The sequence below is a fragment of the Pedobacter riviphilus genome (assembly GCF_014692875.1).
Classification (GTDB): domain Bacteria; phylum Bacteroidota; class Bacteroidia; order Sphingobacteriales; family Sphingobacteriaceae; genus Pedobacter; species Pedobacter riviphilus.
On sequence record NZ_CP061171.1, the window covers coordinates 778,124 to 794,967 of the forward strand.

The 16,844-nt window shown below is 36.6% G+C and carries 18 protein-coding genes; 9 read left to right on the top strand and 9 right to left on the bottom strand.

The annotated features are described in order from the left end of the window. Positions 1-47 precede the first annotated feature (47 nt). On the bottom strand, positions 48-959 hold the full coding sequence (locus H9N25_RS03170) for a hypothetical protein (protein WP_190327914.1): 912 nt from the start codon (positions 957-959) through the stop codon (positions 48-50). A gap of 134 nt (positions 960-1,093) precedes the next feature. On the opposite strand from H9N25_RS03170, the gene H9N25_RS03175 reads away from it, so the two are divergent. The 5 genes from H9N25_RS03175 (at position 1,094) to H9N25_RS03190 (ending at position 5,957) form a co-directional block, all read left to right on the top strand. After that, on the top strand, positions 1,094-2,698 hold the full coding sequence (locus tag H9N25_RS03175) for a sulfatase family protein (RefSeq protein WP_190327915.1): 1,605 nt from the start codon (positions 1,094-1,096) through the stop codon (positions 2,696-2,698). 344 nt (positions 2,699-3,042) lie between these two features. After that, positions 3,043-3,354, top strand: a complete 312-nt coding sequence (locus H9N25_RS03180; RefSeq protein WP_167293280.1) for a DUF3467 domain-containing protein — start codon at positions 3,043-3,045, stop codon at positions 3,352-3,354. A 76-nt stretch (positions 3,355-3,430) separates the two neighbouring features. Then, positions 3,431-3,793, top strand: coding sequence for an outer membrane protein transport protein (locus tag H9N25_RS24300; RefSeq protein WP_223833562.1), 363 nt, complete (start codon positions 3,431-3,433; stop codon positions 3,791-3,793). Beyond that, entirely contained in the window at positions 3,727-4,653 is a 927-nt protein-coding gene (locus H9N25_RS03185) for an OmpP1/FadL family transporter (RefSeq protein WP_223833563.1), read from the top strand. Before H9N25_RS24300 ends, H9N25_RS03185 begins: the two co-directional genes overlap by 67 nt. Positions 4,654-4,664: 11 nt before the next feature. Beyond that, the gene (locus H9N25_RS03190; RefSeq protein WP_190327916.1) at positions 4,665-5,957 is read left to right on the top strand and encodes an SGNH/GDSL hydrolase family protein; all 1,293 of its coding nucleotides are present in this window, start codon (positions 4,665-4,667) and stop codon (positions 5,955-5,957) included. Positions 5,958-6,008: 51 nt separating this feature from the next. Here the strand turns inward: H9N25_RS03190 and miaA are convergent, their stop codons facing one another. From miaA to H9N25_RS03210, 4 genes are all read right to left on the bottom strand, one after another. Beyond that, a complete protein-coding gene (miaA, locus tag H9N25_RS03195) occupies positions 6,009-6,923 on the bottom strand; it encodes a tRNA (adenosine(37)-N6)-dimethylallyltransferase MiaA (RefSeq protein WP_190327917.1) in 915 nt (304 codons plus the stop codon). A 73-nt stretch (positions 6,924-6,996) separates the two neighbouring features. After that, on the bottom strand, positions 6,997-7,644 hold the full coding sequence (locus H9N25_RS03200) for a plasmid pRiA4b ORF-3 family protein (RefSeq protein ID WP_167293284.1): 648 nt from the start codon (positions 7,642-7,644) through the stop codon (positions 6,997-6,999). A gap of 99 nt (positions 7,645-7,743) precedes the next feature. Continuing rightward, positions 7,744-9,198 carry a CCA tRNA nucleotidyltransferase gene (locus H9N25_RS03205; RefSeq protein WP_190327918.1) on the bottom strand — a complete coding sequence of 485 codons (1,455 nt, stop codon included), beginning with the start codon at positions 9,196-9,198 and terminating at the stop codon, positions 7,744-7,746. Positions 9,199-9,289: 91 nt separating this feature from the next. Beyond that, a complete protein-coding gene (locus H9N25_RS03210) occupies positions 9,290-9,856 on the bottom strand; it encodes an L-threonylcarbamoyladenylate synthase (RefSeq protein ID WP_190327919.1) in 567 nt (188 codons plus the stop codon). Positions 9,857-10,064: 208 nt separating this feature from the next. Here H9N25_RS03210 and H9N25_RS03215 point away from each other — a divergent pair, with 208 nt between their 5' ends. Both H9N25_RS03215 and H9N25_RS25400 read left to right on the top strand, forming a co-directional pair. Next, on the top strand, positions 10,065-10,436 hold the full coding sequence (locus tag H9N25_RS03215) for a DUF4136 domain-containing protein (RefSeq protein ID WP_190327920.1): 372 nt from the start codon (positions 10,065-10,067) through the stop codon (positions 10,434-10,436). After that, positions 10,376-10,618: a DUF4136 domain-containing protein gene (locus tag H9N25_RS25400; protein ID WP_407947453.1), complete on the top strand. Its 243-nt coding sequence runs from the start codon at positions 10,376-10,378 to the stop codon at positions 10,616-10,618. The genes H9N25_RS03215 and H9N25_RS25400 overlap by 61 nt, the downstream gene beginning before the upstream one ends. Positions 10,619-10,867: 249 nt before the next feature. Here the strand turns inward: H9N25_RS25400 and H9N25_RS03220 are convergent, their stop codons facing one another. Together H9N25_RS03220 and H9N25_RS03225 are read right to left on the bottom strand one after the other, a co-directional pair. Next, positions 10,868-11,977 carry a glycosyltransferase family 4 protein gene (locus H9N25_RS03220; protein WP_190327921.1) on the bottom strand — a complete coding sequence of 370 codons (1,110 nt, stop codon included), beginning with the start codon at positions 11,975-11,977 and terminating at the stop codon, positions 10,868-10,870. A gap of 97 nt (positions 11,978-12,074) precedes the next feature. Continuing rightward, positions 12,075-12,893, bottom strand: coding sequence for a 2,3,4,5-tetrahydropyridine-2,6-dicarboxylate N-succinyltransferase (locus H9N25_RS03225; protein ID WP_184469604.1), 819 nt, complete (start codon positions 12,891-12,893; stop codon positions 12,075-12,077). Between the two features lie 183 nt (positions 12,894-13,076). Between H9N25_RS03225 and H9N25_RS03230 the strand changes: the two genes are divergently transcribed. Next, positions 13,077-13,478, top strand: coding sequence for an RNA-binding S4 domain-containing protein (locus tag H9N25_RS03230; RefSeq protein ID WP_167293289.1), 402 nt, complete (start codon positions 13,077-13,079; stop codon positions 13,476-13,478). Here the strand turns inward: H9N25_RS03230 and H9N25_RS03235 are convergent, their stop codons facing one another. After that, positions 13,479-14,252, bottom strand: coding sequence for an EcsC family protein (locus H9N25_RS03235; protein WP_190327922.1), 774 nt, complete (start codon positions 14,250-14,252; stop codon positions 13,479-13,481). 109 nt (positions 14,253-14,361) lie between these two features. Here H9N25_RS03235 and H9N25_RS03240 point away from each other — a divergent pair, with 109 nt between their 5' ends. Then, positions 14,362-16,287, top strand: a complete 1,926-nt coding sequence (locus tag H9N25_RS03240; protein ID WP_190327923.1) for a redoxin domain-containing protein — start codon at positions 14,362-14,364, stop codon at positions 16,285-16,287. 56 nt (positions 16,288-16,343) lie between these two features. On the opposite strand, the gene H9N25_RS03245 is transcribed toward H9N25_RS03240, so the two are convergent. Then, positions 16,344-16,826, bottom strand: a complete 483-nt coding sequence (locus H9N25_RS03245; RefSeq protein ID WP_167295455.1) for a nucleoside deaminase — start codon at positions 16,824-16,826, stop codon at positions 16,344-16,346. Positions 16,827-16,844 lie beyond the last annotated feature (18 nt).

Here is a 16,844-nt window from a genome sequence, read left to right on the forward strand (position 1 = left end):
ATTTAAACGCATGATAATTGAAACCCCGGCATTTTGCCGGGGTTTTTTTATGATTTTATAAGGTCTAAGTATTCCTTGAATTCCTGATTGGAAAACATGCGTCTGAAACTTGGTTTTTTTTCAAATGAAATTTCCAATTTATTCAGTTCATAATTAAAACCACCTGAAAAATACATTAGCTGGTTTTGCTTAATGTAATCTGTTTTATTTTCATAGCGTCTTGTATACCGTTCCGTCATGCTTTCCCAAGAGTAATTGTGGCAAATGCTACATTTATGAAATTCATAATTACTTATGGCCTTAAATCCACATATATCACAAAAATAAAATGACTTTAACAGCTCTTTTATATAATTGTTTAGATCCTGCTTTTTCTTTAAGCATTCACTAGGTATATTCTTCAAGAAATTGATCCAATTTAAATCATCGTGATGTAGCGATACTAATGCTATTTCTTTTAAATATTGTGAAGAGAAATTTGGTTTAAGTTCTATATAAATACTCGAAAGCATTTCAGACTTTTTGCTAAATTCTACATGCCCGCGATAATCTGCAAAACCATTTAGTTCTAAAATATCTGACCAGTTAAATCTTTCCTCTTTGGTTGTAAAACCAAATTGATCTATATTAACTATTTTAGGGTATGCATCTATATAATGGGTTAAACAGAGTGTTTGATCCGAATATCCTGGAGTACATTGTTTTCCATTATCTCCGCAAATCATGCAAGATTGATTGATTTTTTCTTCAAATTCATTAAATGCTGAAATAAAAGTGGAGAACTTTTCATCAGCTATTACATAAACAAATTTTCCATACTTTTCTTTAGCGGTAAATATGATTGTTTCATCCCAGCCTTTACTTAAAAGTGTTGTTAGCAACTCCCTTAAAAGCGGCATCCAACCATCATAAGAAGGTAAATTATTAAATATATAATTATCTATTTGAGTGCTGGTCATAATATTTTAAGTTTATCCTTCATTACACTTTATACAATATTAAATATTATCGTAAGTTAAAATACATTGATTAGGAAAACTCTGTAAATTTATATCGTTTCACCGTAGTGGCAAAGCCCAATTATCCCATCTCTATGAAGAAAATTTTAGTCCTATTGTTCCTCTGCTTCCATGCAATTGCCTTTGGGCAGCATAAGCAGCCTAACATCATATTTATACTTTCTGATGATCATGCTTATCAAGCGATAAGTGCCTACGGAAATAAATTAATTAAGACACCAAATATTGATAGACTTGCAAAGTCTGGCACTTTGTTTAACAATGCAATTGTATCAAATGCCATTTGTGGACCAAGCCGTGCGGCATTTATTACCGGGCAGTACAGTCATAAAAATGGCTATAAGGTTAATGATGGTGTGTTAGATACCAACCAGCGGTTTTTACCACAGATATTGAGCGAAAATGGCTATCAAACTGCCTGGATTGGGAAATGGCATTTAGGAAGTCTTCCAAAGGGTTTTGATTATTGGAATGTAATGCCGGTTCAGGGACATTATTTTAATCCTGATTTTATAAACCAAAAAAATGATACTTTATTGTACCATGGTTATGTAACAGAGGTTATAACCGAATTGACAAAAGATTATTTAAACAAAAGAAACCCTGATAAGCCTTTTTTCCTGGTGGTAGGGGAAAAGGCCACGCACAGAGAGTGGTTACCCGATTTACAAGACCTTGGCGCTTACGATTCGATTAAGTTTCCTTTACCCACAACATTTTATGATGATTATAAAGGAAGAATAGCTGCATCTAAACAATTAATGAGTGTTGGTGATGCAATGACAATTAAGACAGATTTAAAAATCAATCAACCTTTTGGAGAAAAAGTGAATGTAAGTGGCAGGGCGGCAAAACCTGCAATAAAAGGAAAAGAGATTGAAGAGTCAATGATACGTTACTATCAACAAGGAGAGTATTCACGTATGGATAGTCTGCAAAGTAAAGCGTACCGTACATATTATGGCCAACTTTCGAAAGCGTTTCAAGAACTTCATTTAACGGGTAATGCACTAAAGGAGTGGAAGTTTCAACGATATATGAAGGATTACTATGCTACGGCAAAATCACTGGATAGAAATATTGGAGAAATACTAGATTATTTGGACCGTAATGGCTTGAGCGAAAATACTATTGTTGTTTACGCTTCAGATCAAGGATTTTACCTGGGCGAACACGGTTGGTTTGATAAACGTTTTATCTACGAGGAATCACTTCGTACACCATTCATAATCAGAGTGCCCAAGCTTTCGGCGATGAAAGATAAAAAATTAAATCAAATCATTTCAAATGTTGATTGGGCTCCAACAATCCTTGATTTTGCTGGTGTGGCAAAACCAGGTTTTATGCAAGGTAAATCTTTCTTGCCCATATTAGAAAATCCAGAAATAAAGAACTGGTCTAAAGAAGGTGCTTATTATCACTATTATGAATACCCGGGACCGCATTATGTTTCTCCACATTTTGGTATTCGGACTGATAGGTATGTTCTGGCCCGTTTTTATACAGGCACAGAAGCTTGGGAATTGTATGATTTGAAAAAAGATCCTAAGGAATTGAAAAACATAATTGAGGACAAAAACTATAGCGCCATTAAAAATGATCTTAAAAAGAAACTTAAAGCATTAATTATTGCCTATGATGATAAAGAAGCTTTAAAAGTTTTTAATCAGAATTTATAGCGTTTTGCCGAGGTTTTGAGTATTCGTTTTGTTAGCATTTATTAATCGTCTGCGTAGTTCGGCCTACCAGCCCATTAATGAACGACAGTAAAATTACCAAATCCGAGGATTTGGTAATTTAATTAACAATCGAACCTGATAGATATATAATTAAAAAAGTAATTTCAGCAAAATATAGGGCAAGTAAAGCAGCAACTATTATGACAATAAAAGAGTATTAGTTATTGCGGAGTTAGATTTTTAGAAAAATAACTTTTTAAAACGCTGTAAAATTTAATTTTATTTAAAACAATATGCTTTAAATTCCGCCATTAAGCAGCGGAATTTTCTATTTTTGAACTATTATGGAAGAACAACAAAACGATAATCAATTAAATATAGAGTTATCTGAAGAAATTGCTGAAGGAATTTTTTCTAACCTGGCTATTATTACCCATTCAAATACCGAATTTGTATTGGATTTTATCCGTGTAATGCCGGGTATACCAAAGGCAAAAGTTAAATCGAGGATTATTTTAACTCCTGAGCATGCAAAGCGGTTATTATCAGCATTAGAAGATAATATCCAAAAATTCGAAGCCGTAAACGGACGTATTAAAACTCAAGAAGAACCACCTTTTCCTATGGGCTTCGGCGGACCAACTGCCCAGGCGTAAGACAATCAAAATTCTTACGAACAAATACTTGTATACTATGTTAGCATAGTATATATTTGTGTATAACCATTTATAGATGAAAAAAATTTTATTGAGCGTATTACTTTCTGCCCCACTTTGGGTTTTGGGGCAGGGTTTCCAGGTTAATTTACAAGGACAGAAACAAATTGGTATGGCCGGTGCAGGTTCTGCATTGGCTTTAGATGAGGCTTCTGTATTTTACAATCCTGGTGCAGTAACTTTCTTAGAGAAAAACTCAGTTTCAGCAGGAGTAAACCCATTATTATTTAAATCAGCTTTCAAACAAAGCGGTTCTAACATCACAGAAAATGTAAAGAACAAAATTGCCCCACCTTTCGAGTTTTATGCTGTTTGGGGCCGAAATCAAATAAATGGAAGCTCGGTCTGGGGGTATATACTCCATTTGGTGGTTTGGTAGATTGGGGCGATAACTGGTCTGGTAAGTATACTTTAACCTCATTAAATTTAAAAGCAATCTATTTTCAGCCCACTTTAAGTATTAAAATTACCGATCGTATTGGTATCGGTGCTGGTTTTGTGTACAACCATGGGGATGTAAACCTTCAAAGGGCATTACCAGTAAATTATCCTGACGGGCGCTCTGGCCATGTTACCTTAGATGGTACGGGTAAAGGTTACGGATGGAATGCTGGTTTATATATTAAAACATTAAGCAATATCTCTTTTGCCCTGGTGCATAAATCGAAAGTAATTACGAAACTGGATGGGGGTACGGCAGACTTTACAGTTCCACAATCATTAACAGGATCTTTTCCTCCTGGAAATACATTCAATGCCGAATTGCCTTTGCCTGCAACAACTAGTTTAGGTGTTGGTATTCCGTTATCAAAAAGTACCGTTTTAGCATTTGATGCGAGTTGGGTACAATGGCATATTTACCAGGATTTATCATTTGATTATGCGACCAATACGCCAGCCTTGGCTGATACTAAATCTGCCCGCAACTATCGTGATGGTTCATCATTTAAATTGGGTATCAATCATCAGGCATCAGAAAAATTAGCTTTAAGAGCTGGTGTAGGTTATGCTTTCTCGCCGGTTCAGGATGGCTATGTAACACCAGAGGCACCAGATGCTGACCGTTATATTTTAAGCGCCGGTTTAGGTTATACGCCTACCCGCCATTTCGAAGTAAATGCATCGTTCTTTTTTGAGGATGTTAAATCGCGTAAACAAAAGAATATTGAAACAGGCCTGGATGGTACCTTTAAAACGCTGGTTTATGCACCTGGTATTTCATTAACTTATAAATGGTAGGAGGAATTTAAATGAAAAGATATATATTGAATAGTTTCGTTGCTGCTATCATCCTTTTTGCGGCAGCTTGTAAACCCGAAATAGAAACCCCAGCTGGTACTACTGCCGGCCAGGCTAATTTTAGCAAGTACATTGCTGTAGGAAACTCATTAACTTCAGGCTTTGCTGATGGCGGTCTGTATTTAGAAGGACAAAAGGTAGCTTATCCAAATTTAATTGCTGCTAAAATGGCTACAGTGGGTGGTAGCACATTTACTTCTCCATTTTTTACTGATGAACATTCAAATGGTTCAGGTTATCTTGCCTTATCCGCACTGGTTAATGGTACGCCAACGTTAACACAGGTAACTGATAAATTAGCATATAGAGATGCAGCCAAACATCTAGATAAATATAGCGGTGAAATCCAAAATTTAGGTATCCCAGGTATGCGTGTCGATTTATCTTTTGATCCTACGCTTACTTTTAGCGCTGCTAACCCATATTTTGAACGTTTATTAACTGATGCACAAGTGGGTAAAACCAATTATTTTCAGTTTATACAAGGTAGAAACCATACTTTTTTCTCACTTTGGTTAGGAAATAATGATGTATTGGGTTATGCAACTAATGGTGCAGTTACCGTTACCGGCGACCCAACCACTGTGTTAACGGATAAAGTAACATTTTCATCATTGTATGCTAATTTGTTAAATGCTTTAACCGCTGGCGGTCAAAAAGGCATTGTAGCAACCATTCCAGATGTAACAGCTATTCCGTATTTTAATACCGTTAAGCCATCTTTGCTGCTTGCTGCAGCGAAGGCAGCTAATCCAGCTGCTCAGGCAGTATTCATTCAAACTGGTACAGGAGCGGTAAGAGCAGCAACTGATGAAGATTTAATCCGTTTGCCTTTCCAATCAGCTGGTTTGTTCGGTCAAGGTGCCATTCCTTATGGTTTACACCCCTTAAATCCAATCGAAAATAAATGGGTATTGGATAAGGATGAAGTAATTAAAGTAAAAGACTATGTAAATAGCTACAACAGCAGCATTAAATCTTTAGCTACCAGTAAAGGCTTGGCGATTGCAGATACCTATAGTTATTTTAACCAGGTTAAAACAGGTTTGAATATTCAGGGGATAGGTATCAATGCTGCATTTATTAGCGGCGGTGCCTTTTCTTTAGACGGAATTCACTTAACCCCACGCGGAAATGCGGTAATTGCCAATGTATTTATCGATGCAATTAATGCTAAGTATGATTCTACCATACCTTCTGTTGATATTACACAATATAGAGGAGTAAAGTTTCCAGATAAATAAATCATCTTTTTTTTAACGGATAAATAAAAAAAGAGCATTTATGCTCTTTTTTTATTTATCCGTTATTTTGTCTTCTATAAAGTTTATAATTTCTGCACTTTGATAGGGTTCGAACCAGGTTAATTCATCATCTCTTCTAAACCAGGTTAATTGGCGCTTAGCAAAACGGCGGGTATTTTGTTTAATTGAAGCAACAGCATCAACAAGAGATAATTTTCCGTCCAGGTAATCGAAAAGCTCACTATAACCTACTGTGTTTAAAGCATTGTATTTTTTAAATGGGATTAGCGATTTTACTTCATCAACTAAACCATCGGCAATCATTTGATCAACTCTTCTGTTAATTCGGTCATAAAGAACGGCTCTATCAGTATTTAACCCGATTTTGATAATATTAAACGGTCTTTCCTTTTTTGTAGCCGAAAGCATTGAAGAAAGTTTTCGACCTGTTGATAAGAATACCTCCAAACCCCTGATCATTCTTTGTGGGTTTTGTTGATCTACCTTTGCAAAATATTCTGGATCCAATGTGGCCAGCTGTTTTTGGATACTGGATAATCCTTCTTCTTCAAATTGTTTATTCAGCCTTTCACGTATCGCTAAATCAATATCTGGCATTTCATCCAAGCCATTTATCAAAGCGTTTACATATAATCCGGAGCCCCCCACCATAATAGCGAGATCGTGGTTTTGGAAAATTTCTTCAAGTATTTTTAAACCTTCTACTTCAAAATCGCCAGTGCTAAACAATTGTGAAACAGCGTGAGAGTTAATAAAGTGATGTTTAGCCGCCGCTAATTCAGTAGCATCTGGTTTAGCCGTTCCAATTTCCATTTCCTTAAAAAACTGACGTGAATCTGCAGAAATAATTTCTGTACCAAAATATTGAGCCAGTTGAATAGCCATGGCTGTTTTTCCTATTGCAGTAGGGCCAACAATAGATATTAAGGTTTTTGGGTGAGGCATAAGATTTGTATAAAATAAAAGCTGCCAAATTTAAATATTTGGCAGCTTTTTGCATTTATTATTTTGATGCTAATTAATAGTCATCTTTATGGCCATCATCTTCGAAGTTATCGCTATCAGAAAATTCATCTCCGAATTCGTCTTCTTCACTTTCTTCATCTCCGTCTCTTTCTTCCTCGTTGATGCCCATTTCGCCCATGGCTTCTAATTCGTCAGTGTCTTCAGGTACAAAGTTCATTTCATTTAAGAAATCAAATTCGCTGGCAGTAGCAGCTGCACCTCTTGGATCAACGGATTGCGGACTGTTCTGCTCCATTATTTTGGGTGCCTCGCCAGTGCTTTTGGCTAAAAACGGGTACTCGATATTCGGATCGGCATCTAAAATTATTTTTACCAACTCTACATGGAAATCGTAAGGGCGATCGAAATTATAGATATAGTAAAACTTTTGATGCGGATCTTCAATAAAACCGCTCAATTTAGAATTCTCCATTAAAACTACACGGTCTTTTTTACGTTCGTTTGGCAAATAGGCAATTTCATCTCCCTTTAACCAATTGTCGGTGCTTACATAAAAAGAGGAAGATTTTTCGGCATTATAACCTGTAGATCTGTGAATAGCCTTATGCAGGTCTTCAAATGTTTGGTTTGATTTAATGTCGATCTCTCTCACAACATCATCAAAATCTTCGAAAGTAATTCTAAATTTATAAATAGCCATTATAGTGTTTTAGAGCCGTAAAAATAAAGTTAATTTATAATTACCACAAATATCAGGCGCCATAAAAGACATCCTAATTGTAGTGTTTTAGCAATTAAATTATTTATTAACAGGATTTAATCCCATTTGTTTTGCCTGATTGAGCATAAAATTAAATGCTTCCCGATAGTCGTTCGTAATCTCACCTTCCAGTATGGCCTCACGGATGGCATTTTTAATTATGCCAACTTCTCTTCCCGCTTCAAGACCAAAAGTTTCCATAATATCATTTCCTGAAATAGGAGGTTGCCAGTTTCTAATTTTATCGCGTTCTTCCACATCCTTAAGCTTTTGTTTAACCAGCTCAAAGTTGTTTCTATATTTTGTTTTTTTGTATTCGTTTTTCGTTGTTACATCGGCATTGCAGAGCAACATCAGGCTTTCAATTTCCTCTCCGGCATCAAAAAGTAATCGCCTTACAGCAGAATCTGTAACGGTTTCCTGTGCCAGCACAATCGGACGTAAATGAAGCTGCACCAATTTTTGCACATACTTCATCTTTTCGTTTAAAGGAAGTTTTAGCTGTGCAAATATTTTTGGAACCATTCTGGCGCCTCTGTCTTCATGGCCGTGGAATGTCCAGCCGTGGCCTTCTTCAAAACGTTTGGTAGCAGGTTTGGCAATATCGTGTAAAATAGCAGCCCAGCGCAACCATAAATCATCCGTATCTGCACAAATATTATCCAATACTTCTAAAGTATGGTAGAAATTGTCTTTATGGCCTTTTCCTTTAATAATCTCTACGCCATAGAGCTGCGCCATTTGAGGAAAAATAATATGTAATAATCCGGTATCAAAAAGATGTTTAAAACCTATTGAAGGTTTTTTAGAGAGAATAATTTTATTCATCTCATCTGTGATCCGTTCTTTTGAAACAATACCGATGCGCTGTTTTTGTGTTTTAATGGCATTTAGGGCAACCGGATCGATATTGAAATTAAGCTGGGAGGCAAAGCGGATTGCCCTCATCATGCGCAAAGGATCGTCAGAAAAAGTAATTTCAGGATCAAGTGGTGTGCGGATGAGCTTATTTTCCAGGTCTTTAATCCCGTCAAACGGATCTAGCAGTTCACCATAATGATCAGCATTTAAATTAATCGCCAAAGCATTGATGGTAAAATCTCTGCGCAGCTGGTCATCTTCCAGGCTGCCATCTTCAACAATGGGTTTACGCGAATCAGAGCGATAAGATTCTTTCCGGGCACCCACAAACTCTACTTCTAAATCCTGAAATTTAATATTTGCTGTACCAAAATTTTTAAAAACAGCAACTTTAGTGTTCAGTTTTCTGCCAACAGCTTCAGCATATGCTATTCCACTACCTACAACAACCACATCAATATCTTTTGAAGGTCGATCTAAAAATAAATCACGAACAAATCCTCCGATTACATACGCTTCAGTTTTATTCTTATCGGCGATTAATGATAAGGTTTTAAATATTGGGTTTTGCAGGTGAACTCCTAAATCCCCTGAAGGGGACTCGTTGTTCCCCTCGTTCAAATTAAATTGCATATGTAAGGGTAATTCATTTCCTCAAAATTAAGAAAAACATTTGGGGATAAAGACCGCTATGAATAAAAGCCCTTTAAGGGGTTGGGGGTGCTTACTTCCTAATAAACTCAAATTGTCCACCGGGAGAAAGTTTCATAATGGTTGATGGCTTTTTGCTGGTTCGATTTTCCTGTTCGAAATCTACTACGTAATCAACAGCATTGATAATTTCAGGATCAATGTCGTCAAAGAATTTTGGCGAAGGCTGTCCACTTAAATTTGCAGAGGTTGAAACAATAGGTTTTCTAAACCGTTGGATTAACGGTGTGCAAAAATCGTGTTTAACAATTCTGATGCCCACACTGCCATCGGCATTGATTACATTTTGAGCTAAGTTTTTTGCCCCGGAAAAGATAATGGTTAATGGATTTTCTGCATATTCAATTAAATCGTAAGCCACATCGGGGATTTCAGTTACGTAACTCTGCAGTTTGCTATCTACATCCAATAATACAATCAGGCTCTTTTCGGCAGGACGATTTTTTATTTTAAGTACTTTATCTACTGCTTCTGGATTTGTAGCATCGCAACCTATTCCCCAAATGGTGTCGGTAGGATACAAGATAACCCCGCCTGATTTTAAAACTTCTAAAGCCTTATTAATTTCATCTCTAAGCATGCAGCAAAGGTATTTATAAATAGGAAGTTAAATTATGTTAATGTTTATTTTTTTTAACGTTACAATATTTAGTTTTGCAGTCATTCTAGATTACAATCTTAGGCTGGTTCTATAGAAATCAAATGGATTTGTAAAATTTATATCAGTGCTAACCTTTTCATTATAAAATTGTTATATTTAATATAGGTTATTTACAAAAGCAACGCAAATGAAAACGACACAAAAATTATTAATGCTTTTTACAGTAGTATTGGCATTAGCAGGATGTACAACACTCCGTACCGCATCTGACTATGATAAAAATGTTGATTTAAGTGGTTATAAAACTTACAATTTTTACGATAAAGGCATAGCGAGGGTTAAACTTAATAATCTGGATAAGCGCAGATTAATAGCTGCTGTTGAATCTGAAATGAACGCTAAAGGATTTACAAAATCTGATCGCCCGGATTTATTAGTGAACCTGGTGGTGGTTGCCCGAGAAAAAACCGATGTATATGGCCCAGGTTATTATGGTGGCTGGGTTGGGGCTGGCGTGGCGGTTGGGGTAATCCATTCTGGGGCGGTGGAACCTATGTAAACCAATATATCGAAGGCACAATTATTATCGATTTCTTAGACCCTGCTAAAAAGATTTTATTCTGGCACGGACAAGGATCTGGTTTTAATCTCGATAGTTTCAATAAAAGAGAACAACGTTTATATACAGGAGTAAAAGAAATACTGGCACAATATCCGCCAACAGTTACAGCAGCTAGATAAGTTGTAAATCTTAATTAAGATAACAAAAGGGTTGTTGAATTTTTAAATAAATTCCAGCCCTTTTTTGTGTACAGGCTATTTCAACCTAAACCTAACATTCGCAGAAAGCCCGCAATCCGACCCTTCATCGGATGAGGACTTGTAGCATTGGCAGGACTAACGTTTAATAGTCTGCAGATTGATCCTGAAAATTACATATTCATTATCCTTTAAACCAAGGGCGTATAGATATACCAAAAGGATACCTTTTTAAAGAGATAGGTAGCAATCCATTAATTGCTGAGTAACAACAGGACTATTGAATTTTTGAACAAATTTCACCCCTTTTTCTTTCATCTCTTTTTGCAGCTGAGGGCTTTCTAGAATTTGATTAATGGCTTTTGTAAGTGCAGTGGCATCATTTGGCGAAACATATAAGCTATCTGGCCCACCGGCTTCTTCTAAGCATGAACCTGTTGCTGCAACCACCGGAACGCCTGAATACAAAGCCTCAATAATGGGAATACCAAAACCCTCGTAAAAGGAAGGATAAACAAAAACGCTTGCCATTTGATAAATGCCGGGTAGATCGGCAAAAGGAATGTTTTTTAGGAATAAGATCCTGTTTTTAAGACCAAGCTTTTCTATTTCTTTCTCAACAGTTGTAAAATAAGCAGTTTGTTTACCAATCACTACCAATTTATATTCTTCGTTTACTTCTTTTAAAGCCTGAACCGCCAATTTTAGATTTTTACGTTCTTCAATGGTGCCAACATTCAGAATATATTTATCAGGCAGTTTATAGGTTGCCCTAATCCTGCTTAACGTTTCTTTCGCGAAAGGTGTTTTAAAACTATCATCGCAGCTCTGGTAAATTACCTCAATCTTTTCGGGGTTAATTCCGTATAGATCGATAATGTCCTCTTTTGTTTTTTCGCTGATGGCGATAATCTTATTGGCTCGTTTACAAGCAGATTTACTTTTCCATTCGTATAATTTCCGGTCGATAAATTTATAATACCGAGGAAAGCGAAGAAAAATTAAATCATGAATGGTAACGATCGATTTAATCCTTGTATGCTGTATGGCCAATGGAATTTCATGACTGAGCCCATGAAAAATCTGACAGTCATCCTGACTTAAATCTTTTAAGATGTTTAAAGTCCTCCATAAAAACGGTCCGTTTTTAGGAAGCTTCAGTTCAATGTTTTCATTTTCAAAAAAAGCATCAATCTGTCTGGAGGATTTTACTTTTGGGGCGTACACCAAGTATTGGTGTTGAGGAAACTGATGTGCCAAATGCTCAATTAAAGAGCGGCTGTAATTACCCAGTCCTGTTAAATTATTGGCGGCACGCTTGCCATCGTATCCTATACGCATACTTCCCCCCAGCCCCTAAAGGGGGAGTAGTATGTGTAAATATTTTATTCGAGCTAAGCATTTTTGGTCTGCTAAAAGCCCCTTTAGGGGTTTGGGGTTATACCGCTACATTATTTTCTCTCAACGCATCGTTAAGCGAAGTCTTCTTATCTGTACTTTCTTTACGTTTACCAATAATTAAAGCACAAGGAACCTGAAATTCGCCAGCAGGGAATTTTTTAGTATAGCTGCCTGGTATTACAACCGAACGTGCAGGAACAATTCCTTTATATTCTACCGGGGTAGGGCCGGTTACATCAATAATTTTAGTTGATGCTGTTAACACTACGTTAGCACCTAAAACAGCTTCTCTTTCTACTTTAACACCTTCAACAACAATTGCTCTAGAACCTAAGAATGCATCATCTTCGATAATAACCGGAGCAGCTTGTACAGGCTCTAAAACACCACCAATACCTACACCACCGCTTAAGTGAACGCGTTTACCAATTTGTGCACAAGAACCAACAGTAGCCCAAGTATCAACCATGGTACCTTCATCAACATAAGCGCCAATGTTTACGTACGAGGGCATCATGATTACACCTTTTGCTAAAAACGCACCATAACGCGCACTTGCCATAGGCACAACACGTACACCAGTTGTTTTATAGTCGGTTTTTAAATCCATTTTATCATGGTAAACAAAAGGTCCGCTTTTAATTTCTTTCATCTCGCGAATCGGGAAATATAAAATTACAGCCTTCTTTACCCATTCATTAATGCCCCAAGAGTTTAAAACTGGTTCAGCAACACGGATTTCACCCTTATCAAGACCCATAATAACGGCTTCAATGGCTTCGCAATAGTTGCTGTATTTTAAAAGGGTTCTATCCTCCCAAGCGGCTTCAATTAATTTCTTTAAATCTGAATACATGATGTTTTTAAATTTTACGCAAAATAAATCAATTTTTGTTTATTAAATGGTTAATTGTTTAAATTGTTTTGCAGTTGGGTTAACTGGTTAATCGTTTAAACCGGTTAACTGTTTGAAGTCGCATATGCAAGTAACCAATAACCAATTTAAACAGTTAACCAAAATATGTATTTTTGAACCTTTATGACAGAGACTGAAAAACTTAGGATAGATAAGTATTTGTGGGCAATCAGGTTATTTAAAACCCGAAGCCTGGCTACCGATGCCTGTAAAGCAGGTAGGGTGAAACTCAAGGGGCAGAATATTAAACCTTCAGCAATTGTGAAAGTTGGCGATGTTTACCAGGTATCAAAAGGAATTGAAAAGAAAATTATAGAAGTTGTAGCACTCTCTTACAATAGAACAGATTCGCCAACAGCCTTAACAAAATATAAAGACTTAACGCCAGTTGAAGAAACACACGCTTTTAAATCGATGTTTCATGCGCCTAGTTTAAAACGCGATAGGGGAACAGGCCGACCTACGAAGAAAGATCGCCGTGAAACGGATGATCTGATTGGTGGAATGTTTGAAGAGGAGGATTAGTTAGTTTTCAGTTTCTAGTTTACGGTTTTCAGTTTCCTGCGAACTGTTAATTGCGTACTGCAAATTGAAATACCTCATCCGGTAGCTCATCATGGCTGTTTTACCCAGTTTTTCGATCAGTTTATAATTGGCAACTGCACCAACTGCTGCGCCCACAAAAGGAAGCATCTGCGCAAGTTTAGCTAAATCAATATAATCGCGGTACTGCTGTTGGAAGGTAAGCCAGTCAAATTCATCAATATTAGTAGGTAATTGATGTGCTTTATCATCCCAATCCTGCATTTTTATGAAAACATTCTGACTTTCTTCTTTACTTGAAAAGGCCAGTTGAAAGATGTGTAAAATAAATAAACGTTCGCGGTAATCTTTAACATCATATCCGTAAACTGCGGCTATATCAAAAAGCATTTTCATTTTTATGCCCAGCAACAACGGAAAATCAGCCAGACTCATTAAAAAACCACCTGCGCCTGTAATTCCACCTTCAGCAGCGCCTGTTTTTTTATAATTTTCTATCTTTTGCTTAATTAATGCTTCGCGGTGCATTAAAGTTAAATTGGTAATGGGTTTTGATGTGGTGAATGTTGAACCAAAAAGAACTGCCTTAACCATTTGTTTAATCGCAGTAGTAATGGCATTGTGAACTTTGTCTGGAATATAGCTGTTTATTTTTTTCTGCACTTTATCCGTCACCTTACTCAAAAGCGAAGGTTTCTGCAAGATTTTAAACTTCCAGAAACCCAGTTCACTCTTTATTTTTTGGTCGTATGTCATGTTTGATTACTACAATAACTATTCCTTAAAATTTAACAGAAAATAACTTTGAAGAATAAGGAATAAACTATATATTTAGTTTACCTAATAAGAACTTAATCCTTTCATTATGAAAACCTTAAAATTGTTGTGCTTGCTCATATTTGCTGCTGGAGTAGTGAATGCACAAGGAGTGAAATTTTCTGCTAATAAGCCTGCGGCAGGAAGTACAGTTAAATTTACTTACGAACCCAAGGGAACTAATCTCGAAAATCTGGCAGATGTAAAATGTACCGCTTATACCTTTTTCTCAAAATCCAACCCTAAAAATACCAAGATAGAACTGGTTAAGGAAGGTTCGGTTTATAAAGGAGAAATCTCTAGTCCGGATAGTGTTACGGTGGTTGGACTTGCTTTTTCGGTTGGCGATCAAAAAGATGAAGCGCCTGCCGGTTATGTTTTAGAATTCACTAAAGCCGGGAAAGTGCCAGCTGAAGCTTATCTTAACGAAGCTTTCTTGTATGGATTGGCAGGGAATTACTATTTAGGGCTTACCATCGACCCTGAAAAGGCCGCTTCGCTATATAAACAAGCATTTGCTTTAAAACCTGAATTGAAAAAGAAAAACTTACAACAATATTTGTCTGTTGAATACAAAGCAGATAAAGACAATGGAACCAAACTGATCAATGAAAATATTTCTGCGCTATCAACATTAAAAGAACCAAAAGAAGAAGATTTGAGCACCGAAATAAGTCTTTACTCTCTATTAAAGAAAAAAACTCAGGCAGATTCTGTTAAAGCCATCATAATTAAAAAATATCCTACAGGAAATTACGCCTGGAATGATGGGATGAATTCACTTTATAGCACAAAAGATTTCGCTGTACAAACGCAAAAGGCCGATGAAATGATTGCTAAGTTTAAACTTGATCCAGATAAAAAAGTAGATGTAAGTAGATTGAATTCAATTTATAGCATGCTGGCTAACAGCGCTGTAAAAGCTAAGGATCTGGGGAAATTTCAGGATTACGCTAAAAAGGTCACCGATAAAATGACCAGGGCAAGTTTGTATAACAATAGTTTTGCCTGGCCTTCTGCTGAGAAAAAAGAGAATATCGAACTTGCTGCTCAGCTTTCAAAACAGTCGCTCGAATTGATAGAAGCATCAAGAAATGATGAGATACCAAAATATTACAGCACTAAAGAAGAATACCTCAAATATTTAGACGGTGCTTATGGCATGTATGCTGACACTTATGGACTGTTGCTATATCATCAAGGAAAATTTAAAGAAGCTTTGGCTATGCAAGAGAAGGCCATTTCTTTATATGCAACAGTTCCGCCCGATGTATCATCTCGTTATGTAACTTATTTAATTAAGGATGGTCAAGATGGTAAAGCTTATAACGAGGCCGAAAAATTGATTAAAGAGGGTAAAGGCAATGATTCCTTAAAAAACGAATTTAAAATGCTTTATACCAAACTAAAGAAAGATGGAACTTATGAAACGTACTTGGCCAATTTAGAAAAAGCAGCATTAGAAAAAGAGCGGGCAGAATGGATAAAAAAAATGATTAATATTCCAGCTCCTTCGTTTTCGTTAACCAACCTTAAAGGCGAAACTGTAAGTCTGGCCAGTTTGAAAGGAAAGATCGTAATTTTAGATTATTGGGCGACCTGGTGTGGACCTTGCGTGTCTTCTTTCCCAGGGATGCAAAAAGCCCTAAACAAATACGCCAGTAATCCAAATATAGTATTCCTATTTGTAAATACCTGGCAAACAGAAGAAAACAGAGAAAAATTGGTGACTGATTTTATTACTGCAAAGAAATACAATTTTAATGTGCTTTACGATACCAAAAACGTAAAAGACCCTTCCAAATTTGATGTGGTAAGCGCCTACAAAGTTGATGGAATTCCAACCAAATTTGTGATAGATGGGGATGGTAATATCAGGTTTAAAGCAGTAGGTTTCTCTGGCTCTGATGATGGGGTGGTGAAAGAAATAGATTCGATGATCGGCTTGCTGGCTGGAAAAGAATCGAGCAAATAAACAATGATTTCCAAATAGAAAAGGTGCTGATTATTAATCGGCACCTTTTCTATCTATTAGTATTCTATCCTCATTGGCGATGTTTCCCATAGTTTAAAGGCTGCTAAGGCTTCATCGCGCATCAGCTGGATAACTGGCAAGCTTCTGTTTTCCATGGGCTTGTCTAACTCTTCATAGATGAACTTATCACTAAAACCAATATGTTCTGCATCAGCCTTGGTATTAGCATAATAAATCGTATCAATTCTTGCCCAATAAATTGCACCTAAACACATAGGGCAAGGCTCACAGCTGGTGTAAATTACACAGCCACTTAAATCGAAAGTATTTAATTCGGTACAGGCCAGTCTAATGGCTGAAACTTCTGCATGGGCGGTTGGGTCGTTGGTAGAAGTTACTTTATTTGCTGATTTGGCAATCAACTTCCCATCTTTTACCACTACAGCCCCAAAAGGTCCGCCAATGTTCTCGCTCACATTTTGCACAGATAACTCAATTGCCATCTTCATATACTCTTTATGTTGACTTTTATTTTCCATCATTATCTAACGTTAACT